This window comes from Aestuariivivens sp. NBU2969 (assembly GCF_019931125.1).
GTDB classification, from domain to species: domain Bacteria; phylum Bacteroidota; class Bacteroidia; order Flavobacteriales; family Flavobacteriaceae; genus Aestuariivivens; species Aestuariivivens marinum.
This window is the reverse complement of the sequence record NZ_JAIOUU010000009.1, coordinates 22,538-46,143: the sequence shown is the minus strand read 5'-3', so window position 1 is coordinate 46,143 and position 23,606 is coordinate 22,538. Positions and strand designations below refer to the sequence as shown.

The 23,606-nt window shown below is 34.4% G+C and carries 23 protein-coding genes; 14 read left to right on the top strand and 9 right to left on the bottom strand.

What is annotated here, in order from left to right; all coding sequences use genetic code 11:
* Positions 1-10: 10 nt before the first annotated feature.
* Positions 11-1,120: an adenylate kinase gene (locus K7G79_RS08295; RefSeq protein ID WP_223550946.1), complete on the bottom strand. Its 1,110-nt coding sequence runs from the start codon at positions 1,118-1,120 to the stop codon at positions 11-13.
* Positions 1,121-1,270: 150 nt separating this feature from the next.
* Here K7G79_RS08295 and K7G79_RS08290 point away from each other — a divergent pair, with 150 nt between their 5' ends.
* The 5 genes from K7G79_RS08290 (at position 1,271) to K7G79_RS08270 (ending at position 6,260) form a co-directional block, all read left to right on the top strand.
* Entirely contained in the window at positions 1,271-2,425 is a 1,155-nt protein-coding gene (locus tag K7G79_RS08290) for a 5-(carboxyamino)imidazole ribonucleotide synthase (RefSeq protein WP_223550943.1), read from the top strand.
* A gap of 70 nt (positions 2,426-2,495) precedes the next feature.
* Positions 2,496-2,978 (top strand): 5-(carboxyamino)imidazole ribonucleotide mutase, encoded by a 483-nt coding sequence (gene purE, locus K7G79_RS08285; protein WP_223550941.1) that lies wholly within the window; start codon positions 2,496-2,498, stop codon positions 2,976-2,978.
* Between the two features lie 140 nt (positions 2,979-3,118).
* On the top strand, positions 3,119-5,158 hold the full coding sequence (locus K7G79_RS08280; RefSeq protein WP_223550939.1) for a M3 family metallopeptidase: 2,040 nt from the start codon (positions 3,119-3,121) through the stop codon (positions 5,156-5,158).
* Between the two features lie 286 nt (positions 5,159-5,444).
* Positions 5,445-5,996, top strand: coding sequence for a sigma-70 family RNA polymerase sigma factor (locus K7G79_RS08275; protein ID WP_223550937.1), 552 nt, complete (start codon positions 5,445-5,447; stop codon positions 5,994-5,996).
* Positions 5,997-5,999: 3 nt separating this feature from the next.
* Positions 6,000-6,260, top strand: a complete 261-nt coding sequence (locus K7G79_RS08270) for a hypothetical protein (protein WP_223550935.1) — start codon at positions 6,000-6,002, stop codon at positions 6,258-6,260.
* Here the strand turns inward: K7G79_RS08270 and K7G79_RS08265 are convergent.
* Entirely contained in the window at positions 6,257-7,090 is an 834-nt protein-coding gene (locus K7G79_RS08265) for a hypothetical protein (protein WP_223550933.1), read from the bottom strand. The genes K7G79_RS08270 and K7G79_RS08265 overlap by 4 nt on opposite strands.
* Before the next feature lie 131 nt (positions 7,091-7,221).
* Between K7G79_RS08265 and gcvP the strand changes: the two genes are divergently transcribed.
* The 4 genes from gcvP to K7G79_RS08245 all read left to right on the top strand — a co-directional run bounded on the left by gcvP (position 7,222) and on the right by K7G79_RS08245 (position 12,599).
* Complete coding sequence (gene gcvP / locus K7G79_RS08260) at positions 7,222-10,071, top strand: aminomethyl-transferring glycine dehydrogenase (RefSeq protein WP_223550932.1); 2,850 nt, start codon at positions 7,222-7,224, stop codon at positions 10,069-10,071.
* Between the two features lie 85 nt (positions 10,072-10,156).
* A complete protein-coding gene (locus tag K7G79_RS08255; protein WP_223550930.1) occupies positions 10,157-11,215 on the top strand; it encodes a 3-oxoacyl-ACP synthase III family protein in 1,059 nt (352 codons plus the stop codon).
* A 1-nt stretch (position 11,216) separates the two neighbouring features.
* Positions 11,217-11,738, top strand: coding sequence for a methyltransferase (locus tag K7G79_RS08250; protein WP_223550928.1), 522 nt, complete (start codon positions 11,217-11,219; stop codon positions 11,736-11,738).
* 24 nt (positions 11,739-11,762) lie between these two features.
* Positions 11,763-12,599, top strand: a complete 837-nt coding sequence (locus tag K7G79_RS08245; RefSeq protein WP_223550925.1) for a glycosyltransferase family 2 protein — start codon at positions 11,763-11,765, stop codon at positions 12,597-12,599.
* Positions 12,600-12,805: 206 nt separating this feature from the next.
* On the opposite strand, the gene pafA is transcribed toward K7G79_RS08245, so the two are convergent.
* A complete protein-coding gene (gene pafA, locus K7G79_RS08240; RefSeq protein WP_223550924.1) occupies positions 12,806-14,446 on the bottom strand; it encodes an alkaline phosphatase PafA in 1,641 nt (546 codons plus the stop codon).
* A gap of 104 nt (positions 14,447-14,550) precedes the next feature.
* Between pafA and K7G79_RS08235 the strand changes: the two genes are divergently transcribed.
* Both K7G79_RS08235 and K7G79_RS08230 read left to right on the top strand, forming a co-directional pair.
* Positions 14,551-15,288 (top strand): ABC transporter permease, encoded by a 738-nt coding sequence (locus K7G79_RS08235; protein WP_223550922.1) that lies wholly within the window; start codon positions 14,551-14,553, stop codon positions 15,286-15,288.
* Positions 15,288-16,055 carry an ABC transporter ATP-binding protein gene (locus tag K7G79_RS08230; RefSeq protein WP_223550920.1) on the top strand — a complete coding sequence of 256 codons (768 nt, stop codon included), beginning with the start codon at positions 15,288-15,290 and terminating at the stop codon, positions 16,053-16,055. The genes K7G79_RS08235 and K7G79_RS08230 overlap by 1 nt, the downstream gene beginning before the upstream one ends.
* Positions 16,056-16,072: 17 nt before the next feature.
* Here the strand turns inward: K7G79_RS08230 and K7G79_RS08225 are convergent, their stop codons facing one another.
* The 4 genes from K7G79_RS08225 to K7G79_RS08210 all read right to left on the bottom strand — a co-directional run bounded on the left by K7G79_RS08225 (position 16,073) and on the right by K7G79_RS08210 (position 20,200).
* Positions 16,073-16,801: a hypothetical protein gene (locus K7G79_RS08225; RefSeq protein ID WP_223550919.1), complete on the bottom strand. Its 729-nt coding sequence runs from the start codon at positions 16,799-16,801 to the stop codon at positions 16,073-16,075.
* A gap of 138 nt (positions 16,802-16,939) precedes the next feature.
* Positions 16,940-18,406 (bottom strand): DUF389 domain-containing protein, encoded by a 1,467-nt coding sequence (locus tag K7G79_RS08220; protein ID WP_223550917.1) that lies wholly within the window; start codon positions 18,404-18,406, stop codon positions 16,940-16,942.
* A 3-nt stretch (positions 18,407-18,409) separates the two neighbouring features.
* Positions 18,410-19,525 (bottom strand): mannose-1-phosphate guanylyltransferase, encoded by a 1,116-nt coding sequence (locus K7G79_RS08215; RefSeq protein WP_223550916.1) that lies wholly within the window; start codon positions 19,523-19,525, stop codon positions 18,410-18,412.
* A 78-nt stretch (positions 19,526-19,603) separates the two neighbouring features.
* On the bottom strand, positions 19,604-20,200 hold the full coding sequence (locus K7G79_RS08210) for a SprT-like domain-containing protein (protein ID WP_223550914.1): 597 nt from the start codon (positions 20,198-20,200) through the stop codon (positions 19,604-19,606).
* 94 nt (positions 20,201-20,294) lie between these two features.
* On the opposite strand from K7G79_RS08210, the gene K7G79_RS08205 reads away from it, so the two are divergent.
* Both K7G79_RS08205 and K7G79_RS08200 read left to right on the top strand, forming a co-directional pair.
* Positions 20,295-20,585 carry a hypothetical protein gene (locus K7G79_RS08205; RefSeq protein ID WP_223550913.1) on the top strand — a complete coding sequence of 97 codons (291 nt, stop codon included), beginning with the start codon at positions 20,295-20,297 and terminating at the stop codon, positions 20,583-20,585.
* Positions 20,586-20,633: 48 nt separating this feature from the next.
* On the top strand, positions 20,634-20,864 hold the full coding sequence (locus K7G79_RS08200; RefSeq protein WP_223550911.1) for a hypothetical protein: 231 nt from the start codon (positions 20,634-20,636) through the stop codon (positions 20,862-20,864).
* Here K7G79_RS08200 and K7G79_RS08195 read toward each other — a convergent pair.
* Complete coding sequence (locus K7G79_RS08195) at positions 20,861-21,544, bottom strand: SDR family oxidoreductase (RefSeq protein ID WP_223550910.1); 684 nt, start codon at positions 21,542-21,544, stop codon at positions 20,861-20,863. The genes K7G79_RS08200 and K7G79_RS08195 overlap by 4 nt on opposite strands.
* Positions 21,537-22,475 carry a M28 family peptidase gene (locus K7G79_RS08190; protein ID WP_223550908.1) on the bottom strand — a complete coding sequence of 313 codons (939 nt, stop codon included), beginning with the start codon at positions 22,473-22,475 and terminating at the stop codon, positions 21,537-21,539. Before K7G79_RS08190 ends, K7G79_RS08195 begins: the two co-directional genes overlap by 8 nt.
* Before the next feature lie 157 nt (positions 22,476-22,632).
* Here K7G79_RS08190 and K7G79_RS08185 point away from each other — a divergent pair, with 157 nt between their 5' ends.
* On the top strand, positions 22,633-23,475 hold the full coding sequence (locus K7G79_RS08185; RefSeq protein WP_223550906.1) for an AraC family transcriptional regulator: 843 nt from the start codon (positions 22,633-22,635) through the stop codon (positions 23,473-23,475).
* The last annotated feature ends 131 nt before the right edge of the window (positions 23,476-23,606 follow it).

Here is a 23,606-nt window from a genome sequence, read left to right as displayed (position 1 = left end):
CTATTGAAGTTTACAGTTTGTCAATAACAGCACTCAAACGTTGAGTAATATCTTCTATACTACCAACACCGTCAACACCAAAGTATTTGTCTTGTACCGAATAGTAATCTTTCAGTACAGCTGTCTTATTGTAATATTCGGTGATTCTGTTTCTTATAATAAATTCATCGGCATCATCTGTCCTACCACTGGTTTCACCTCTTTTTAGTAAACGTTCAACTAAAATCTCATCGTCAACTTCTAAAGCAATCATTGCATTAATTTGAGAGTCCTTGCTATCCATTAATTTATCCAATGCTTGAGCTTGTGCATTAGTACGTGGAAACCCATCAAAAATAAATCCATTGGCGTCGGCGTTTTTTTCTACTTCCGCATTGAGCATATCAATAGTGACTTGATCTGGCACCAATTCACCCTTATCCATATAAGACTTAGCCAACATCCCTAGTGCTGTTTCATTTTTAATGTTATATCTAAATACATCTCCGGTAGAGATATGCACTAAATTATATTTTTTCTTTAAAAATTCAGCCTGGGTTCCTTTTCCTGCCCCAGGAGGGCCAAAAAGCACTAGATTTGTCATATGTTGTGTTTCTTTTATTTGATATACTTCTGGTATATCCCTTCCTAGTCCATCATAGTCCAAACCAAAACCAACTATAAATTTGTTAGGAATCTCTATACCAATGTAATGGAGTTTAAAATCCTTTTTATATGCTTCGGGCTTGTAAAATAAAGTTGCTATTTTCAAGGTTTTCACCTTTTCATTTTTAAAAATACGGTGTACTTCAGCCAAGGTATTTCCCGAATCAATAATATCTTCTAAAATTATTACAGTACGCCCAGTTAAATCCTGAGTCAATCCAATTAAACGTTGAATATCCTCAGTAGATTTAACCCCTTCATAGGAAGCTAGCTTAATGAACGTAACTTCACAAGGTTTAGGATATTTTTTTACAAAATCACTTACAACCATAAACGAACCATTTAAAATCCCAACAAAAACAGGAATGTCATCACCAATATCATTGGCTATGTCCTTTGCCATTCTTGTTAGTGCATCATCAATTTTTTTGGCAGAGATAAACGGTTTAAAGTATTTATCGTGAAGTTTTATCAACGTTATTAATTTTAAAAAAGCAAAGATAGTAAATGATTTTTGTCTCGATAGTTATCTAGGTGAGATTTTTGAAATACGTTATACAAGCTTTTTTGATATTAAAATGTATTTTTGCCTAACCTTAATTTAGTTTCGAGCAAAACTTATACAATGAACTATTTCTCTTCGAGTTTTAAACTTGGTATTTTGGGCGGTGGACAACTTGGTAAAATGTTACTCTACAATACTAGGAAATTTGATATCTACACATGTGTTTTAGAAGCCAGTGAAGAAGCTCCATGTAAAATTGCCTGTGATGAATTCCATTTAGGTGATTTGATGGATTATGAAGCGGTTTTTAATTTTGGAAAACATGTTGATATACTAACCATTGAAATTGAAAACGTTAATGTCGACGCCCTGGAAGCTTTAGAAAAAGAAGGCATAAAAGTATATCCAGCTTCTAAGACCTTGCGGACTATACAAAATAAAGCTAAACAAAAATTGTTTTATGTAGACAATGAGTTACCAACAGCCCCTTTTTTGCGATTTGCTTACACTTCTGAAATTAAAGATGCTATAAACCATGGTAGTCTATCCTTACCCTTTGTATGGAAATCGGCCCAATTTGGTTACGATGGACAAGGTGTGAAAATTGTAAAAACATTAAAGGATTTAGAAGGTTTACCCAATGTGGAATGCATCGCAGAAACCTTAATCCCATTTAAAAATGAATTAGCCGTCATTGTAGCTCGAAATGCCTCGGGTGAAATTAAAAGTTACCCTGTTGTGGAAATGGAATTTCACCCAGAAGCCAATCAAGTTGAGTATGTAATTTGCCCCGCTAGAATTCCCGACAATGTTGCCAAAAAAGCGAAAGAAGTCGCTTTAAGAACTTCAAAAGCATTTAACCATGTTGGCTTGCTCGCTGTAGAAATGTTCCAAACCCAAAATGATGAGATCTTAATAAACGAAGTGGCCCCTAGACCTCATAATTCTGGGCATCAAACCATTGAAGCAAGTTATACATCACAATTTGAACAACATATAAGAGCTATCTTGGACTTACCTTTAGGTAGAACCGATAATAAAGTTGGCGGTGTTATGGTAAATTTGGTTGGTGCCGAAGGTTACACCGGTAATGTAGTTTACAAAAACCTTGAAAACATAATGCAAATGGATGGTGTAACACCTCATGTTTATGGTAAAAAACAAACCCGTCCTTTTAGAAAAATGGGTCATGTTACCATAGTTAATGAAGATTTAAATAAAGCCAGACGCATTGCTGAAGCAGTTAAAAAAACAATACAAGTAATAAGTGATTAAATTACAACAATCAAATTCCGAATTACAAAAATAGATGTTTTTGATTTTGGAATTTAAAATTTGGAATTTTATGAGTAAAGTAGGTGTAATCATGGGAAGTAAAAGTGACCTTCCCGTTATGCAAGATGCCATAGACATCTTAAAAGGTTTTGATATTGAAGTTGAAGTCGACATTGTTTCGGCACACCGCACTCCTGAAAAATTATTTGATTATGGAAAAAACGCCCATAGTAGAGGCTTTTCTGTAATTATTGCAGGAGCAGGTGGAGCGGCACATTTGCCAGGCATGATAGCCTCGCTATCCCCACTACCAGTAGTTGGTGTTCCGGTTAAAAGCAGCAATTCTATAGACGGTTGGGACTCGGTACTTTCCATTCTACAAATGCCAGGAGGTGTTCCAGTAGCGACCGTAGCATTAAATGGTGCCAAAAATGCAGGGATTTTAGCGGCTCAAATTATTGGATCTCATGATAAATGTGTATTGGATAAAATTATAGCTTACAAAGAAGGCCTTAAAATTAAGGTAAACGAATCTGCTAAAAGTTTAAAATAAAAAAACCTCAAATCTCTTTGAGGTTTCTAGCTATTAACAAAAATCCTAATGAGTTAGTCACTCTTTTAATTACTGCGGCAAATATATAAAATTTTTATTATGCACGCATAACATTATTTAAAATTAACATAATTATTTTTATGTCCAGCAATATTATTAATCAGAAATTCAAAACTCCTTTTCAAACTGCACCTTTTTCGAAAATTAAAGACCAGCATTTCCTACCCGCCTTTAAAAAAGCCATTGCAAGTACTAAATTGGAAATCGATGCTATTGTAAATAATACTGAGGCACCTACTTTTAAAAATACCATTGAAGCTTTAGAGTTTTCTGGTGAACAATTAGACAGAATTTCAAGTTTATTTTTTAATCTAAATTCGGCTGAAACCAACGACACCATTCAAAAAATTGCACAAGAAGTTTCACCTCTTTTATCTGAATTTAGTAACGACATTACTTTAAATGAATCTTTATTTAAAAGAATTAAATTAGTTTATGAGTCTAAAGATGAACTAAATCTAAGCACAGAGCAACACTTATTACTGGATAAAAAATATAAAAGCTTTTCAAGAAATGGTGCAAACCTCACAGAGGATAAGAAATTAAAACTTAGGTCAATTGATAAAAAACTCAGTAAGTTAAAACTGAAATTTGGCGAAAATGTATTAGCAGAAACCAATAACTTTGAAATGCTAATCACTAACGATAGTGATTTGTCCGGTTTACCCGAAGGCGCAAAAGAAGCGGCCAAACAATTGGCTGAATCTAAAAACAAAGAAGGTTGGCTTTTCACACTGGATTACCCTAGTTACATTCCATTTGTTACATATGCCGATAACCGTGACCTACGTAAAAAAATAACACTTGCTGCTGGAAGTAAAGGCTTTCATAATGATGATCTAGACAACCAAAAAAACGTTTTGGAAATTGCCAACTTGCGTCACCAACGTGCCAATTTATTGGGTTATAAAACCCATGCCCATTTTGTTTTAGAGGAGCGTATGGCAGAAACACCAGAGAATGTAGAAAGTTTCTTAAATGAATTATTGGAAAAAGCCAAACCAGCTGCGGAACGAGAGTTTGAAAATTTAGAACAGTTTGCTAAGACATTGGACAACATCGATCAGCTTAAAAAATGGGATGGTGCTTATTATTCGGAAAAATTAAAACAAAAACTGTTTGACCTAGATGATGAAAAGCTAAAACCCTACTTCAAGCTAGAAAATGTTATTAGCGGTGCCTTTGCAGTAGCCAATAAATTATTCGACCTACAATTTCAAGAAATTAATACGATTGACAAATACCATAAGGATGTTTTAACATATAAAGTTACAAATACCCAAGGTGATTTTATTGCTATTTTTTATGCCGATTTCTTCCCAAGAACCGGAAAGCGTAATGGTGCATGGATGACCTCTTACAAACCACAATACACTAAGAATGGAGAAAATAGCAGGCCACATATTTCTATTGTCTGCAACTTTACAAAACCAACAAATTCAAAACCCTCATTATTAACTTTTAATGAAGTAACAACATTGTTCCATGAGTTTGGTCATGCCTTACATGGCATGTTGGCCAACACCACCTACCCTAGTCTGTCGGGAACCAATGTGTATTGGGATTTTGTGGAACTGCCCAGTCAAATATTGGAAAATTGGTGTTATGAAAAAGAAGCCTTGGAATTGTTTGCGATGCATTACCAAAATGGCAAAGTTATTCCTATGAACTTGGTTGAAAAAATCAAGGAATCTGCTACCTTTCATGAGGGTATGCAAACCTTGCGTCAGTTAAGTTTTGGTTTATTGGATATGAGCTGGCACGCTGGCGAATCACCAGAGACTATTAAAAATGTAAAAGCACACGAATTAAAAGCCTTTAAAAACACAACTTTATATCCAGAAACAGAAAACACATGTATGAGTACAGCCTTCTCCCATATTTTTCAAGGTGGTTATTCATCTGGATATTATAGTTATAAATGGGCTGAGGTATTAGATGCCGATGCCTTTGAATATTTTAAAGAGGAAGGTATTTTCAACAAAACCGTAGCCAATAAATTTAAAGACCATATATTATCGCAAGGGGGCACCGAAAACCCCATGACACTCTATAAACATTTTAGAGGGCAGGAACCGAACCCTGAAGCCTTATTAAGACGAGCAGGATTGATAAAATAAGTTGAATTCTTTTTACTCGGACTTTCATAAAAAAATATATACAAATAAACTTTCAATATTTATCACAGCTCATTGAGAACTAATAAAATCTAAGTTTACTGCATTAATAATAAACTACTTCAACTTTTATCTTCAGAATTTAAAAGTCTAAAACATCTATCTAGATACTTTATAGATGGATCTAAAGTTTGTATAGAAAAAGATATATTACAATAAACCACATCAATTGAGGTTTATTAATTATTCATTTTTTTGTCCTATTTTTGATATTCAAAAAAATGCTATAATGCCTGAACACCTAATTAACCCTAACAATTGGATAGATTTGTATTCCGATTACTTATACAACTATACCATATCAAGGGTTAGGGATCGGGAGATGGCACAGGATTTGGTTCAGGATACGTTTTTAGCTGGTTTAAAATCAATGGAAAACTTTAAAGGGGAGGCCAGTGAGCGCACATGGTTAGTTTCCATTTTAAAGCGAAAAATTATTGATCATTACCGCAAAATAAATTCCAACAAAGGGAAGGCCGAAATTAGAATTAACTACAACGATACTGATAATGAAGGTGATTGGCTGGAAGAACGTGTTGCCGATCCATTTGATAGGACTGCCGAAGACAGTATTCAAAATAGAGAGCTTGGGGATGCCATACACGACTGTTTAAGCAAACTACCCCAAAAGCAAGCAGATGTTTTTAAACTCAAAACCATTCAAGGCTTTGAAACCGAAATAATTTGTAATGAGTTAAACATAACACCGTCTAACCTTTGGGTTATTGTACATAGAGCACGAACCGCCATGGCAAATTGCTTAAAACAAAATTGGTTTTAAATTATGAGTAAGATTAAAATTGTTATTCCTTGCGACGAAGCCAACCATGTTTGTGATAAAACGCAATACAAGAATGCTACCCTTTGGGAAAAAATAAAACTTAACATACACCTCTTATATTGTAGGGCCTGTAGGGATTACACAAAAAACAATACCAAACTCACAAAAGCCATTCAGAAATCAAAGGTTGAATGTTTAGACCAATCTACTAAGATTAAAATGAAAACAACTTTGGATAAAGCTATAGAAGAGAAATCAAACTAACGAAAGAGTAATTTTAGGATAAGCCAAAATATAGGTAAGCCTTCTACCCAAAATCCACTATAATATTTCCCTTGTTCAACTTTTGCATATATTAAAAGTAAAAGTATGACCAATGTAACTATAAATAACGCCAACACTCCATAAAACACAAATTTCTTCTTAAATAATTCCAATAAAAAAAACACAACCAATAAAAACACACCAACCTGTTTGGTTTGTCTAACACCTATTTCTTGTGGGATTGTGGAAAGCTTCAAACTATCGTATCGTAAATCCCTGATTTCGAAAGGCAACATTAAAACAATTATTAAGATATAACGCTGTATACCCGTTAAAATGAAATCAGAATCAAAGCTGTAATTTGTGCCGATAAATGGAAAGTAAACCGTTACCCCTGTCCAAACCAATGCTATTAAATATATTTTAAGTCCGCCAATACTCCTTAAATTATGCTTGTTATCCAGGAAAAAACGTTTTGGCAAAAATGGTATGGCATACAAAAATGTTAGCATAGCCAAAATCGAAATAAAAAGAAGTTTTTCAACAGGTAACCAAAACGCATAATAACACATGAACAGAAAGCAAAACAATGAAAAAACCTGAATATACCTTAACCAATTGGCCAAACTCCTATGATGAAATTTAGCTAAGCCATAATATTTGACAAAATTATATCCCGTAACAGACGAAAATAGCACAAACATTAGTATTGTGGAATCAACTGAAATGTCGTAATCTAGCATCGTAATATAGGTAAGGGAAACAACAGCCAATGCTACATGCAGACTGCTATTAATATAGAAATTAAAAAGCTGTTTTAGTACCACCATATTACAAAATTAACTAAAGTGTTGATAACGGCTTTAAATGGTTAAAAACTTTGTTAATCCATTAATAAATAACATTAATTATTACGTATTTTTGCAAACTATATAATAAATCATCTTAACGACTATAATTAATGAATACTAACGCTTTTGCTCTGCGTCACATTGGCCCCAATGAAAATGATCAAAACCTAATGTTGGAAGCTTTAGGTTTAAACTCCATAGATCAGCTTATTTATGAAACCATCCCAGATGATATTCGGTTAAAAAAGAAACTGAATTTGGAAGAACCCATGACGGAACATGAGTATTTATTGCATATTCATGACCTTTCAAAGAAAAATAAAGCTAGAAAAACATATATTGGCTTAGGATATCATCCAACAGTTATGCCTGCGGTTATTCAACGTAATATTTTGGAAAACCCAGGATGGTACACCGCATACACCCCTTATCAGGCCGAAATTGCACAAGGAAGGTTAGAGGCTCTTTTAAATTTTCAAACTATGGTTACCGACCTTACCGGTATGGAAATAGCCAATGCGTCATTACTTGATGAAAGTACGGCTGCTGCTGAAGCTATGGGATTGTTATTCGCCGTTCGTGGCAGAGCACAGAAAAAAGCTGGTGTTAATCAATTTTTTGTTTCAGAAAACATCTTACCCCAAACACTTTCGGTATTACAAACTAGAGCCACACCTATTGGTATTGAATTGGTTGTAGGTAATGAAAAAGATTTTGATTTTTCCGAAACTTTTTTTGGAGCTATTCTACAGTATCCAGGGAGAGATGGCCAGATAACTAATATTGAAGCTTTTATTAAAAAAGCTAACGCTGCCAACATAAAAGTAGCTGTAGCTGCCGATATTTTAAGTTTGGTAAAACTTGAAGCCCCTGGTAAGTTTGGAGCTGATGTTGTAGTTGGAACGACCCAACGTTTTGGAATTCCCATGGGGTATGGTGGGCCTCACGCGGCATTTTTTGCAACAAAAGAAGCTTACAAACGTGATATTCCCGGACGTATTATAGGTGTTACTAAAGACCTCAATGGCAATAGGGCGCTGCGTATGGCTCTACAAACACGAGAGCAACACATAAAACGTGATAAAGCAACATCAAACATTTGTACAGCTCAAGTGCTTTTGGCTGTTATGGCTGGAATGTATGCAGTTTATCATGGCCCTAAAGGATTACAGTTTATAGCAAACAAAATTCATAATAAAGCATCTAAACTTGTAGAAGCATTAGCAAGTTTAGGTTACAATCAGGTTAATACATCGTTTTTTGACACACTTCAAATAAAAACCAAAGCAAAAAAAGTAAAGAAAGTTGCTACAGAAAAAAGGGTCAATCTTTGTTATCCTGATAAAAATACGGTTACAGTTTCAGTAAATGAAACGACTTCAATTAGAGACATTAACTATCTAATCTCCATTTTTGCAGAAGCAGCAAATAAAGAAACTATAGTAATAGACTCAATAACCGAAGCCAATAATATAGATGCCTCGGTTAAACGAATAACACCTTTCTTAACCGAGCCTATTTTTAACAGTTACCATTCTGAAACTGAATTAATGCGTTATATCAAGCAGTTAGAACGCAAGGATTTATCACTTAACCATTCCATGATTTCTTTGGGATCCTGTACCATGAAACTAAATGCAGCCTCAGAAATGTTGCCGTTAAGTTGGTTTAAATGGGGAAACATTCACCCATTTGCACCACTAAAGCAAGCTAAGGGATACTTAGAGGTCTTAAAGTCTTTGGAAGACCAATTAACCGAAATTACTGGTTTTGCAGCCACTTCATTACAACCCAACTCTGGAGCCCAAGGGGAATTTGCAGGACTTATGGTTATTAAAGCTTATCATGAATCGAGAGGTGACTATCATAGAAACATATGTTTAATACCCTCATCTGCCCATGGCACCAATCCCGCGAGTGCTGTTATGGCTGGCATGAAAGTAGTAGTAACTAAATCTACAGACGAAGGCAATATAGATGTTAATGACCTTCGTGAAAAAGCCGAATTACATAAAGATAATTTAGCCGCCTTGATGGTCACCTACCCATCTACACATGGCGTATATGAATCGGCTATCAAAGAGATAACTAAAATTATTCATGATAATGGCGGACAAGTTTATATGGACGGTGCCAATATGAATGCACAGGTTGGCCTGACAAACCCGGGCAACATTGGAGCCGATGTATGTCATTTAAATTTACATAAAACATTTGCCATTCCCCATGGTGGTGGTGGTCCAGGTGTTGGTCCAATATGCGTAGCTAAACAGTTAGTTCCTTTTTTACCGGGCAATCCTGTTAAGAAAGTAGGTGGTGATAAAGCAATAACAGCAATTTCAGCAGCACCATATGGTTCGGCCTTAGCCTGTTTAATATCTTATGGCTACATTAAAATGTTAGGTGCAGAAGGCTTGACAGAAGCCACCAAGATCGCTATACTGAATGCCAATTACATGAAAAAGCGTTTAGAGGGTAGCTTTGACACTTTATACTCAGGCGAACGTGGTAGAGCTGCTCATGAGATGATTGTAGACTGCCGTCCATTTAAAGCCAAAGGTATAGAGGTTTCAGATATTGCTAAACGTTTAATGGATTACGGATTCCATGCCCCTACCGTATCTTTCCCTGTAGCAGGAACTTTAATGATTGAGCCAACAGAAAGTGAAAGCAAGGCTGAAATTGATCGTTTTTGTGATGCGTTAATTTCCATTAAAAAAGAGATTGATGCCGTTACCATTGAAGATAATAATAACGTTCTGAAAAATGCACCGCATACTTTGGAAATGGTAACCGACGACAAATGGTTGCTTCCCTATTCCCGTGAAAAAGCAGCTTTCCCATTGGACTATGTAAAAGACAATAAGTTTTGGCCTAGCGTAAGACGTGTAGATGATGCTTACGGAGACAGGAATTTAATATGTACTTGTGCACCTATTGAGGACTTTGTAGAGGCATAATTTAGTAACTGAACATCGTAAAGTCATCCCATGAAAATTCGTCATATTAATTAAAGAAATTATATTAGCTCTTTAAGTTTAAACTATGAACATAAAAATAACTGGAACTGGAAGCTATATACCCGATGATATTGAAAAAAATGAGAGTTTCCATGATCGTGAATTTTTAAATTCAGATGGTTCTTCCATAAACGATCCCAACGAAATTATTGTCGAAAAGTTTAAATCGATAACAGGGATTATTGAACGCCGTTATGCTAAACCTCATTTAAATGCCTCCGATCTTGCTTTTTTTGCCTCTGAAAAAGCCATTGAAGATGCCAAAATAGATCCAGAAACTATCGATTACATTATTGTAGCACACAATTTTGGCGATGTAAAGCACAATACCATTCAAAGTGATATGCTACCTTCATTAGCTTCGAGAGTAAAACATAGCTTGCGCATTAAAAACCCTAAATGCATTGCTTATGATATTCTGTTTGGCTGTCCCGGTTGGATTGAAGGTGTTATCCAAGCAAAAGCCTTTATTCAATCTGGTTTGGCTAAACGTTGTTTGGTAATTGGCTCAGAAACCTTATCCAGAGTAGTCGACAAACACGATAGGGATTCTATGATTTTTTCAGATGGTGCAGGTGCAACTATTATTGAAGCTACAGATGAAGAAGGCGGTATTTTAGCACATGAATCTGGAAGCTTCACATATGATGAAGCCTACTATCTCTTCTTTGGCAACTCTAACAACCAGGAACTATGTAGAGATACCCGCTATATTAAAATGGACGGAAGAAAAATCTATGAGTTTGCCCTAAATAATGTTCCAAAAGCAATGAAAACCTGTTTGGATAATAGTGGTGTAGATATAAAGGACGTTAAAAAAATATTAATTCATCAAGCCAACGAAAAGATGGATGAAGCTATTTTAAAACGCTTTTATAGACTTTACAGAACAGAAATCCCAGAATATGTCATGCCCATGAGTATTCAAAAATTGGGTAATAGTTCGGTGGCGACAGTCCCTACTCTTTTCGATTTGGTAAAAAACAACAAATTGGACAACCATCATTTAAACAAAGGTGATGTCATTATATTTGCTAGCGTAGGGGCAGGCATGCATATTAATGCCATAGTTTACAAGTGCTAATATGTACGAAAAAACCTATCCAAATAAACGTTTTAAACTTACCCTTGAATTTTTAGAGAAGCACGTTTCTAAATCGGAAAGCATACTCGATTTAGGTATTAAAAACCCATTTTCTGAAATAATGAGTTCAAGGGGATACCAAGTTGAAAATACCAAAGGCGAGGATTTGGATTTAGACACTTCAACTATAAAGCATTCAGATGCTGATGTTGTTACTGCTTTTGAGATTTTTGAGCATCTAATCTCTCCTTTTACAGTTTTACAAAGTATAAAAGCCAATAAACTTATAGCAAGTGTTCCACTTAGATTATGGTTTTCTAAAGCCTATAAATGTGAAACAGATTTGTGGGACAGACATTACCACGAGTTTGAAGATTGGCAATTCGATTGGTTATTGGAAAAAGCAGGCTGGAAGATCATTGAACGAAAGAAATGGACACATCCCACAAAACAAATTGGCATACGTCCAATTTTAAGATGGTTTACACCAAGATACTATATCGCTTATGCAGAAAGAGTTTAAATTTAAACTTTAACTTTCATACTTTTGAATTTCTACATTGTCATACCCGCACATAACGAAGCCAGTGTTATTGGGCTTACATTAGATTCATTGCTAAACCAAACATTATTACCTAAAAAGCTGGTTGTAGTTAATGACAATTCTACCGACAGTACAAAAGATATAGTTAAAGATTATACTGAAAAACATGCTTGGATAACATTGGTAAACTCAAAGTCTTCTAACGAACATTTACCAGGCTCAAAAATTATTAATGCATTTTATAAAGGTTATAATACCATAGATGAAGATTACGATGTGATATGTAAGTTTGATGCCGATTTAATTTTTCCACCTAACTATTTAGAATGCTTGGCCGTTCATTTTAACTCAAGTCCCAATTTAGGATTAACTTCAGGATTTTGCTACGTTGAAAAAAATGGTCAATGGGTCTTGGAAAACTTAACTAGAAAAGATCATATTCGTGGTGCCCTAAAAGCCTATCGAAAAGATTGCTTTATACAAATAGGTAAATTAAAACCATCTATGGGCTGGGACACAGTTGATGAACTTTTGGCCAAATTCTATGGTTGGAAAATTATAACAGATGAGTCTTTACACGTAAAACACCTAAAACCAACAGGAGCTAGCTACAACAAAAATTCAAAATATTTACAAGGCGAAGCCATGTACAAAATGCGCTATGGTTTTTTAATTACGTTAATTTCGGCTTTAAAACTGGCTTTCAAGAAAAAAAAGCTTCAATTGTTTAAGGATTATATGGGCGGTTACTTTAAAGCAAAAAAGGAAGGATTGGAATTTTTGGTCACCGAAGAACAAGGACAATTTATAAGACATCTTAGATGGCGTGGAATGCTTTAAAGAAAAATGCTCTAACTTTATTTATGTTAGAACCTTTAGGATTGTTAGCTATTTTATTAACAATTGTTTAGAAACACTACCACTAGTCTCTACACTAGTTCTTCTACAAAGTAGAATCCACTTTTAAAATCGCTTACATTTAAGTCCTTAAGTTTAGATTGTCTACTAAATGACACATCTTCATTGTAAAGTTTAAAGTCTTTCAATTATTCAAGAACAAAGTCTAAAGGCTGACCTGTAGTAGCGTTAGGAAAACTTATACCCAAAAGTGAGGAAATGGTCGGTGCAATATCCGTTATCTCTGTTTTTTTAATGGTTTCGCCATGGATAATTCCTTTTCCAAAAAACAAAAGCGGCACATGTGTATCATAACTAAATCCACTACCATGTGTAGACCCTGTTTTAGGATAAGAAATATATCCTGGATCCGTGACCACTAAAACATCACCTGAACGCTTTTGGTTATATCCTTTTTGAAGTAAGGCTTCAATACCTGTTACAAACTCTGTAGTGCTAAGTGTGGTTGCAGAATATACTTTATCTACATGGTCGTAAGCAATCAATTCATTAACAATTGCTTCCTGTATATCCTCTAATTTTAAACCCATAGCTTTAACCTTATCCCTGTTTAAAAAGATTTGGTTATTACTTACATTTTCTACTAAATCCGAAGCTTTAAAAGTTTGCTCCATAAATGCATTGAATTTAATTCTGGTTTTAGCATTATCTAAATAGCCTGCCGGAATTTTAACGGACTGTAAATATGCCGGAACATTAACGGCTGCGTGATCGGCCGTTAGGAAAACAGTATAGTTATTTTTTCCTACTTGTTCGTCCAATACCACAAAGAAACGTTCTAAATCTTTATCCAATCGGATATAAGTATCTTCTATTTCTTTAGAATTCACACCAAAATTATGTCCCACATAATCGGGACTGGAAAAGCTTACTGCCAACACATCGGTTATAGTGTCTTTACCCAAACCCTCTCCTTTCAAAGCTGCAATAGTAAAATCGGTTGTTAAACTATTGCCATAAGCTGTTGCCTTTAACAAATCGTATCCTCCATTCGAATCTTTTAAAACATCTAACTGATATGGAAATGTGGCTGTTTCTTTCCCTCTAAATCCACCTTCAAAATCGTTTAAATCATTACCACTTTCTGTATAAGTTTCTATATCATACAATGTATTCCACTCCCTTAAATATTTGGATACTGAATGTTCGGCATTAAAATCCTTTACCCATTGAGGCAAGTCGTCCATATAATAGGTACTGGAAATCCAGTTCCCTTCATCCTTTCCCTGAAACCAATATGCTGCATTAGCTGAATGGCCAGCTGGTAAAATAGCTCCTCTATCCTTTATTGAAATTCCTATCGTTTTTCCTCTCATTTGTGTGAACAATCGATTTTCATCGGCTAATGTGGTTGTTTTTAATCTATGTGGAGACATTTGACCTGATCGATCATTAGTACCTACCGATCGCACCGATGTATCTCCTGCACAATACACATCTTGCTTTATATCCTTATCATACCAACCATTGCTAATTATACCGTGATATTTTGGTGTTGTTCCCGTATAAATTGAAGCATGTCCTGGACCTGTATAGGTAGGTATATAATTAAAATGATTGTTCTTACAATTAAAACCTTCATCGATCATACGCTTAAACCCTCCATCTCCATACTTATTATAAAAACGTGTCAAATAATCATACCGCATTTGGTCAACCACTATACCAACCACCAATTTGGGGTTGCTATGTACTTCCTTATTTTCTTCTTTTACTTTGCAGGATATTACTAAGCTTAATCCCAAAAGTACTAGGGTAATGTATTTCATCTTTACCTTTATTTTTGCAATTTCTCAAAAATAGGAAATCATAAATTAAAATTTAGGTCAAACACCACTAAGTTTTTTTTACTTTAGCATTAATAATTTATTATATGGCATACTTTCATCATATAGGGACTTACTTTTTAATGATTGCCGAAATGTTTCGCAAACCCACCAAATGGTCAGTGATGCGATCATTAATCTTTAAAGATGTTAATGATTTGGTTATTAGTTCATTAGGAATTATTGCTTTCATTTCATTTTTTGTTGGTGGTGTAATAACCATTCAAACAGCCTTAAACATAAGTAACCCATTAATTCCAAAATATTTGGTTGGGTTTGCTACCAGACAATCGGTAGTTTTAGAATTTGCACCTACGTTTACATCGATTATTATGGCAGGTAAAGTAGGCTCTTTTATTACGTCTAGTATAGGAACCATGCGAGTTACCGAACAGATAGATGCCTTAGAGGTAATGGGCATTAACTCAATAAACTATTTGGTTTTCCCTAAAGTGATTGCATTATTGTTCTATCCTTTTGCTATTGCTGTCGGTATGTTCTTAGGAATTTTGGGTGGTATGGCTGCTTGTGTTTATGGAGGCTATGCAACGGTGCCGGATTATATCTTGGGAATTCAAACCGACTTTGACACCTTTCATGTTACCTATTCGTTTATAAAGACTTTTATTTTTGCATTTGTGTTGGCTACCATACCATCCTATCACGGTTACTATATGAAAGGTGGCGCACTTGAAGTTGGTAAAGCCAGTACCACATCCTTTGTTTGGACCAGTGTGGTCATTATTTTATTAAACTATATTTCAACAGATATTATGTTAGGCTGATGATAGAAGTAAAAGAATTACATAAATCATTTGGAAACTCCCATATTTTAAAGGGTATTAGCACAACTTTTGAAAAAGGTCACACCAATTTGATTATAGGCCAGAGTGGATCTGGAAAAACAGTGTTTTTAAAATGTTTATTAGGTTTGTTTGACTATGAAGATGGATCAATAGCATACGATGGTAAGATTTTTTCTCAATTGAGTGAAGACCAAAAACGGGATTTAAGATCGCAAATTGGCATGGTATTTCAAGGCAGTGCCTTGTTTGACTCTATGACTATTGCCGAAAATGTGATGTTCCCTTTACAGATGTTTACTAAAATGAGCAAAAGTGAAATGGAAGATCGTGCCGATTTTGTGTTAAAACGGGTGAACTTAGCCGATGCCCATAATAAAATGCCAAGTGAAGCTTCGGGAGGTATGCAAAAAAGAGTAGCCATTGCAAGGGCTATTGTAAACAAACCACAATACTTATTTTGCGACGAACCTAACTCGGGTTTGGACCCTAAAACAGCCATAGTAATTGATAACCTGATTCAGGAAATTACTGATGAATACCAAATCACCACAGTAATCAACTCACACGACATGAACTCTGTTATGGAAATTGGTGAAAAAATTGTGTTCCTTAAAAATGGCTTTAAGGAATGGGAAGGCTCTAAGGACACTATTTTTAAAACAGACAATGTTGCTGTTACCGACTTTGTTTATTCTTCTAATCTCTTTAAAAAAGTACGTAGAATGTATTTGGAGGAGAACCAATAATATTTTACTAAATTATATCATAATCCAAATAGTCCTCCTGCTCCTATGGTTATGCTTTGAATATTTCCATTAAACATTCCATACTTCTTTTCAAAATTAGACATATAATAAGAGTAATTCAATTTAATTGCTGCAAATTCGTTGGCTTTAAATCTTTGTTTTCTAATCTTGAAATCTATGGTAATCCCAAATAGTGTTGCTCCTTTTTCGAATGTTATCTTTTCTTTCTCATAATCAAATATAACTTTTTCATCTTCTATATAATATGGGAAATTTGGATCTAGTGATTTAGACATTATACTTATCGATGAAATTCCTGCAATTGGCATAATTTTAAAATCACGACTCTCAAAAACATTTACACCTAAAAACAACTCTCCTCTATAAAAATAAGCTCTGGTTTTATGGCTCCAAGTTGTTGTATGCAATGAAATATCTTGTTTTGTTTTACTAACACCATAGTCAATCCTAACACCTAAAGCAATAACTCTCTTATATTCAAAAGTCCAAGATAGACCAAAGTCTATGAAATTTTTAAAGTTATCACCTAAATCATCTGCGAGTACAACGTATCCTAAATACAACCCTGGGCCATGACGCCACTTAAAAAGTGTCTCATCGTTAGACACACTATTAAAAGAATCTTGTTTAATAAAATTTAATCCTAAACTATAATCATTTATCCCTTGACTATAAGAAATGATTGAATTAAGGGCTAAAGCATAAATGAAAAAATTCTTTCCCATATACTCAATATATAAACCCTTGTAATTTGTATTCAATTAGAAGACTAATTCAAGTATCTTAAATATACGTTTTTTTTGAATTGAAAGGTTTTTTAAAAAGAAGAAAAAACTCAAATTAAATTTTGTTTTTCTGATGTGCTATTTGCGTTCAGCTACCACCAAGGTATCTAAATTCAATTTAAGTTTTAACCATTTTTCAAGTTTGTCTTTATCTTTTTTTCTAGTTTCCTCTTTGGTCAAGGAATCCACCCATTTTACGGTAAATACTGAAAGGGTGTCCATTTTTCTAAAATTAGAACTAATGACATTAGCATAAGACAGGCTTTCAATGGTTTCGTAATTGACTTTAACTTCCTGGGCCAACTCTTCAAAAGCGATGTAGTTCTTTTCGAGTTTGGATAGTTGCCTAACCTTATTTTCCAAAAAGTTTATTTTTTCGGTTTGTGACAAGAGGTCTAAGGAATCGCGTGTACGCAACTCTTCCATATAGCGCAGATTATCCAAATTTTTATTTTTATTCTGGTTAACTTTTAAAAGTGTATTCCCCAAAGCGTTATAGTCTTTCAATCTGTTTTGCAATATGGCTATAGTCGATTCAGGAATCTCGTCCAATCCAAAAGTATTCAACTCAATAAACGAATTTTCACTATCAACATAATTATATATGGCATTACTTTTTAGGTAATCGGAATGAGGCAATGTTGCTAATTCATTGGCCACAAAGTCCCTGGCATCTCTATTAAAATTACTTTCAGACAACACATTTAAAAAAGTCCATACAGCAGGCACCATTACAACTACCGCCAATAAAGTAGCCATTCTGGAAATAAATTGTCTTTTTTTAGAATTAACATATTTAAGCATAGGAAAGCGTAACAGTTTTAACACCACAAAAGTCGCCAACGCAATAAAAATGGTGTTAATAGTAAATAAGTACATCGCACCACCAAAATAAATGAGGTTGCCTTTGGCCAGACCATAACCTGCTGTACATAATGGTGGCATTAATGCTGTGGCAATGGCTACACCAAAAATAACCGACGCTATTGTACCTTTTTTAGTGCGCGCTATAATTAAAGCCAATCCACCAAAAAAAGCAATAAGTACATCCCTAATATCAGGGCGTACTCTACCGAGAAGCTCTGATGTATCTTCACTTAACGGAAACAGCCAAAAAAATAAAAAAGCTGTTATTAAACTTAATGAAATCATTATAGCCAAATTGATTAACGACCGCTTAAGTGTATCAATATCATTAATGGCAATAGATAAACCTACACCTAAAATTGGCCCCATAAGTGGAGAGATTAACATGGCACCAATAACTACTGCGGTTGCATTGGCATTCAATCCAATTGAGGCTACAAATATGGAACATACCAAAATCCAAGCTGTGGCACCTTTAAAAGAAATATCACCTTTTATGGCTGCAATAGTTGCTTCCCTATCAGTATCCTCCCTGAAATCGAGCAGTTCACTAAAAAAACGTTTTACACTTTTTAGTAATCCCCTAGCATCTTTCTTTACAGCTTCTTTAGATTGCTCAACTGCACCATTATTGGTCATGTTTTCTTCCGAAAAATTAAACTTAGATTCTTGGTCCATAACTTATCCATATTGTTCCCCAAATTGGTCTTTCACATTTTGAAGTGTTGTTTTAATATCCTGTTCCTTAGCTTTAGGAAAGATAAGCAAAACTTCGTCTTTATCAACAATAATATAATCCTCTAACCCATCCAACACCACAATTTTATCATTCTTGGTCCATATCATATTACCCGAAGCGTTGTTCACCAGGGTTCGGGCATTCACTACAGCATTTCTAGCTTTACCTTTATCTAATTTATCATATAAGCTACCCCAAGTACCCAAATCGTTCCAGTCGAATTCTGCAGCGATTACATACACATTGGTCGATTTTTCCATAATGGCATAGTCAACTGAAATGTTTTGTGCTTTAGTATAATGTTCCTTTATAAAATTGACTTCGTCTTTAGTATTATAACTTGAAACACCTTTTTCAAACAACTTAAACAATTCTGGTTGGTAATTTTGAAACGCTTTTACAACCGAAGTCACACTCCACATAAAAATACCAGCATTCCACAAAAAATTGCCCGCTGCAATAAATTGCTTGGCAGTTATGTAATCAGGCTTTTCTCTAAATTGGTTAACGGCTTTTGCAGCGTGTACCTCAATAGGCTCAGCAATAGCCTCATTTTGTGATTCAGAATCCAAATCATACTCAATATAACCATAACCTGTATTGGGAAACGTAGGTCGTATTCCTAAGGTTACAAGGGCATCGTTAGTTTGACAAAAATCAAATGCCTGTTGTACATTTTTGGTAAAGGCTTCTTCATCTTCAATCCAATGATCGCTTGGTGATACAACCATCAACGCTTCTGGATTTTCTTTTTGAATTTTTAATGACGCATACAAAATACAAGGTGCTGTATTTCTCATAGCTGGCTCTAAAACCACTTGATGTTGCCTTAACTCTGGCAGCTGTTCTAAAACCAAATCATTATAGTGTTCATTGGTTAAAATAAAAATGTTTTCTTTTGGAATTAGGAGAGATAACCTTTGAAATGTTTTTTGTAATAAGGTACTTCCAGTTCCCAACATATCGTGAAACTGTTTTGGAAAATCTTTTGTACTTACTGGCCAAAACCGTGACCCAACACCCCCAGCCATTAAAATTGCATAATAATTTTTATTCATAGTTTGCTGTCATTCAGAAAAAGCCAAGCGAAGTGAAAAACTAATTACAAATAAGTATTCTTAGCTTCAATAGCTAGTTCAATTCAATAATTCAACTTCTGCATTAGGATTAAATAAAAATAGCCTTCCTGTTTTCACTTCAAGGCACTCATATCGTTTTACCCTTTTTTGTCCCATTTGAAACACCTTTCCATTATACAGTTTAAATTTGCTGCCTAACGGAATTTCAAAAATATAGGTTTTATCGTTAGGTTCGTCAAACTGTTTTAAAGCCAATGCTAAATACACATCGCTATCACTACTGGCTTTAGGGTTTCTAAAATGCTTTGCCAATAATGGCAATAGCTCATTTGGAAAAATATTCGGATTTAAAAATGGTAACATTAAATGCTGGAAGGTGCGTTTCCACTCTATGCCATGTGGTTTTATAAACCGTCCGTACTGCTGATAGGCCTCAAAATGTGCAATTTCGTGGATGAGCGTGATTAAAAACCGATACGGGTTTAAATTGGAATTCACGGTTATTTGATGCTTTCCTTTAGGCAATGCCTTATAATCGCCATGTCTGGTCTTGCGCTCACTCTTAATTTTAACCAATAAGCTGTCATGTTTTAAAAGTTTTATAACTTGGGATACTGAAGCTTGTGGAATGAATTTCTCCAATTGGTGTTTCATATGGTAAAAATAAAGAAATCTTTAGTATTAAAAACTATTGCCGCCAGACATTATAAACAAAAAAGGGTTATATTGAAATTCAAAAAATCTGCTTATGTATGCTTCATTTTTGAATACGTCATTAACCATCTTTTTAACTTTAGCATATCATTTATTTAGCTTTACCCAACCTAGCAAAGGAGAATTTATTGAAGCTTCTATTGGTTTATGTTTAACCACTCCTTATGAAGATATTAACATCTTTTGTTCTAGGTTTTATGCCCAAGGCGAATATGTTTTTGCTTTTAATAAATATTGGTTTGCGTCCTTATACTGGATTGATACTAACATCAACAGACTCAGATTCCAGACCAAAAAATCTATAACAATACAAAGTATCCTCTAAAGCCCTTTAGATAGATGAAAAAATAGGGTTTAACTTCCCACACCATGGGTGGCTCCATATATAAAAACAGGTGTTGGAGGTACTTTTGGTTCTTTATTAACATATATTCCTAAAACCAAAAAAGACTTTAATGTTATATCTATGCATATTCCTGTTGAAATAGGAATAGCTATTGGACGAAACCATAGATACGACTTAACTTTAACTTATTATCTCCACAACTCAGCTGAACAAATTAGTAGAGCCGCTGCAATAGGTTTTTCTTTCCCTTTAAACTAAGGTGTAGAATTAGACACCTGCAACAATTTACCATTGTAGTATTTATGTCCGTTTAATGAGAAACCAAAAATATAATGCGCCATATCTATAGCTGTAGTTGGCGCTTTATAATCTGGAAAAGCTTCTTTAAGCATTTCGGTTTGTACCGCCCCTAGAGCTAAAGCATTAAAGCTTATTCCAGAATCTTTATATTCTTCGGCCAACAATTCGGTTAATGTAATTACTGCTCCCTTGCTAGAGCTATAGGCTGCTAATCCCGGAAATTTGACACTACCTTGAACCCCTCCCATAGAACTTATGGTTAGGACATGGCCCCTATTCTTCATAAAAGGCAACGTCACTTTAGTAAGTTCGGCAACGCCGAATACATTGGTTTTGTATACCGATTCAAAATCACTCATAGTCAATTCTGAAAACGGTTTGTTTATCAATGAACCCGCATTATTGATAAGAATATCTACTTGCTGCCAATGGGTTTTAATGAAGCTTTCAACTTTACTGTAGGCATTACCATCACCTAAATCGAATGAAAAACAGGTCACATTATCCAATTTTAAATCCTTTATGGACTTTTCATTACGAGATAATGCCAGTACTTGATGTCCTGCTTGGGCAAACAATTTTACCAGTTCAAAACCTATACCTCTACTCGTTCCTGTTATAATAACATGTTTACTCATTTAGCTTAATAACTTTAGTTGGTGTATTTGCCATAGTTTCTATAGCAGGGATTAACTTATTTATAAAATTGGCCATATGCACATAGTCCATAATATCAGCCTCATCACCTACCTGATGGTAATGCTCATAGTTATGGGATGTTGAAATGGTTTGTGATGGTATATTATATTCTAAATAAAACGGATAATTATCGGAACGTTTAAACAGCTCATATACTTTAGACAGTTCATATAAGCCTAAAAATTTAGAATCACCTACATTATTATTAATAAACTTGACCATATTTGAAGTCTCATAACCCGTTATATAGCCCATAAAATCAAAACCTTCTATAGGCAGCCCTAACATTTCAAAATTAACAACAGTATAAATATCTGTCGATTCTTTTTTTAATCTTTTGGCCAAATGATCGGAACCTAGCAACCCTCTTTCTTCAGCAGAAAATAGGGCAAACATTAGACTACGCTTATTACTTTTTTTAGTCGAAAAATATTTAGCCATATTCATTACGGCACTAGTACCAGAAGCATTATCGTTTGCCCCATTGGCTATCGAGTCATTTTCTTTTAATCTACCTTTACCTATGTGGTCGTAATGTGCCCCCAAAATAATGATTTCATTTTTCAACTTGTGGTCATGACCTTCTATAAACCCAACAATATTGAAAGCATCAAGGCTATCTGCCTTAAAATGATCGCGATACGTTTTAAAATAGGGTTTTATATTTTGCTTCTCAAAATAATCCTCTATAAATACGGCTGCTTTGTATATACCATTGGTTCCCGTATCCCTGCCTTTTAAATCATCTGATGCCAAATAACTTACAATACTTTCCAATTCATTACTTGTAATAATAGTTTCATTATGCTGTGCCCTTACTTTACAGCTTAAGGACAATAATAAAATTACAAGACTAAAAATTTTATGCATTGGCATTAATTTTTTATTGATTTTAAAGATATGAAATTCATATTTAGGTTATTTGATTTTTATTATCTTCTATTTTCATTGGTAACGATTCTTTTTCAATGTAAAATTCCTGCCATATCTCCTTAAAAATCACTATATTGTAGAATCACTTTAACCCATGACAAATAACATCTATAGTCATACAGAGCCCAGTGCAATTATTTATTCCAAGCCAAGTCAAAACATTATTATGGTACTGGAAACGGGCGATTACTTGCACAGACTAAAGGACAATCAGTTCGATCTTTTTCATCAAAAATTCCATAACAGTACCCAAAAAATTATAGAAAAGTTTAACGGAAACATACTTTCACTAAAAGACAACTCTTATATTGTTTCATTCAATTCTACCAACGATACCATCTTTTGTGCTATAAAAATTTATGGCAATTTAAATTATATTACACCTAATTTCGACCCTACTTATAGACAGTTAAAAATAGGTGTCTCTTTAATACCTACCCTATTAGAGGGTAATGTTTTTAAGGAGGCTGTAGCGCACACTATTAAATTATGCGAATATGTAAAGGGAGATATTATTATAACTTCTGGAGTAAAACACCTTTATGAAAATAATAATAAAAATGATTTTTTACATAACGAACATATTAGGCTATTAAAGCCTAAAGAAGAACGGTTTTTATCTAAACTAATCCTATTTATTGAAAAAAATTGGAACGACCCTACATTGGATGTGACTGCATTTAGTAAGTCTATTGGCTATAGCAAATCACAACTTAATAGAAATCTAAAAAGCCTCACGGGAAAATCACCAAATCAGTTTATAAGGGCATTTAGGTTACACAAGGCATTGGAATTATTATACAATCAAAAAGGTAATATTTCTGAAATAGCCCATAGAACTGGATTTAATAATTCAACCTATTTTACCAAGTGTTTTTATGACAACTATGGTCTTTTGCCTTCAAACTACCTACAAAAACACGTGTATTGTAATTAACTTCAACCTAAATCTGCTTACACTTTACCCTTAAAAAATTATTTTACCTATATTAGTTTACATTTAATCAACTAAAGTGGAGCCTAGAAACCACAGTAAAAAAACAGGGCGTCACCGAAAAGCCTTATGAG

What these genes read in the sequence shown, in the direction of transcription:
- K7G79_RS08290 (WP_223550943.1), top strand. Translation starts at nt 1,271, where the DNA reads ATGAACTATTTCTCTTCGAGTTTTAAACTTGGTATTTTGGGCGGTGGA.
- purE (WP_223550941.1), top strand. Translation starts at nt 2,496, where the DNA reads ATGAGTAAAGTAGGTGTAATCATGGGAAGTAAAAGTGACCTTCCCGTT.
- K7G79_RS08280 (WP_223550939.1), top strand. Translation starts at nt 3,119, where the DNA reads ATGTCCAGCAATATTATTAATCAGAAATTCAAAACTCCTTTTCAAACT.
- K7G79_RS08275 (WP_223550937.1), top strand. Translation starts at nt 5,445, where the DNA reads ATGCCTGAACACCTAATTAACCCTAACAATTGGATAGATTTGTATTCC.
- K7G79_RS08270 (WP_223550935.1), top strand. Translation starts at nt 6,000, where the DNA reads ATGAGTAAGATTAAAATTGTTATTCCTTGCGACGAAGCCAACCATGTT.
- K7G79_RS08265 (WP_223550933.1), bottom strand. Translation starts at nt 7,090, where the DNA reads ATGGTGGTACTAAAACAGCTTTTTAATTTCTATATTAATAGCAGTCTG.
- gcvP (WP_223550932.1), top strand. Translation starts at nt 7,222, where the DNA reads ATGAATACTAACGCTTTTGCTCTGCGTCACATTGGCCCCAATGAAAAT.
- K7G79_RS08255 (WP_223550930.1), top strand. Translation starts at nt 10,157, where the DNA reads ATGAACATAAAAATAACTGGAACTGGAAGCTATATACCCGATGATATT.
- K7G79_RS08250 (WP_223550928.1), top strand. Translation starts at nt 11,217, where the DNA reads ATGTACGAAAAAACCTATCCAAATAAACGTTTTAAACTTACCCTTGAA.
- pafA (WP_223550924.1), bottom strand. Translation starts at nt 14,446, where the DNA reads ATGAAATACATTACCCTAGTACTTTTGGGATTAAGCTTAGTAATATCC.
- K7G79_RS08235 (WP_223550922.1), top strand. Translation starts at nt 14,551, where the DNA reads ATGGCATACTTTCATCATATAGGGACTTACTTTTTAATGATTGCCGAA.
- K7G79_RS08230 (WP_223550920.1), top strand. Translation starts at nt 15,288, where the DNA reads ATGATAGAAGTAAAAGAATTACATAAATCATTTGGAAACTCCCATATT.
- K7G79_RS08225 (WP_223550919.1), bottom strand. Translation starts at nt 16,801, where the DNA reads ATGGGAAAGAATTTTTTCATTTATGCTTTAGCCCTTAATTCAATCATT.
- K7G79_RS08220 (WP_223550917.1), bottom strand. Translation starts at nt 18,406, where the DNA reads ATGGACCAAGAATCTAAGTTTAATTTTTCGGAAGAAAACATGACCAAT.
- K7G79_RS08215 (WP_223550916.1), bottom strand. Translation starts at nt 19,525, where the DNA reads ATGAATAAAAATTATTATGCAATTTTAATGGCTGGGGGTGTTGGGTCA.
- K7G79_RS08210 (WP_223550914.1), bottom strand. Translation starts at nt 20,200, where the DNA reads ATGAAACACCAATTGGAGAAATTCATTCCACAAGCTTCAGTATCCCAA.
- K7G79_RS08205 (WP_223550913.1), top strand. Translation starts at nt 20,295, where the DNA reads ATGTATGCTTCATTTTTGAATACGTCATTAACCATCTTTTTAACTTTA.
- K7G79_RS08195 (WP_223550910.1), bottom strand. Translation starts at nt 21,544, where the DNA reads ATGAGTAAACATGTTATTATAACAGGAACGAGTAGAGGTATAGGTTTT.
- K7G79_RS08190 (WP_223550908.1), bottom strand. Translation starts at nt 22,475, where the DNA reads ATGCATAAAATTTTTAGTCTTGTAATTTTATTATTGTCCTTAAGCTGT.
- K7G79_RS08185 (WP_223550906.1), top strand. Translation starts at nt 22,633, where the DNA reads ATGACAAATAACATCTATAGTCATACAGAGCCCAGTGCAATTATTTAT.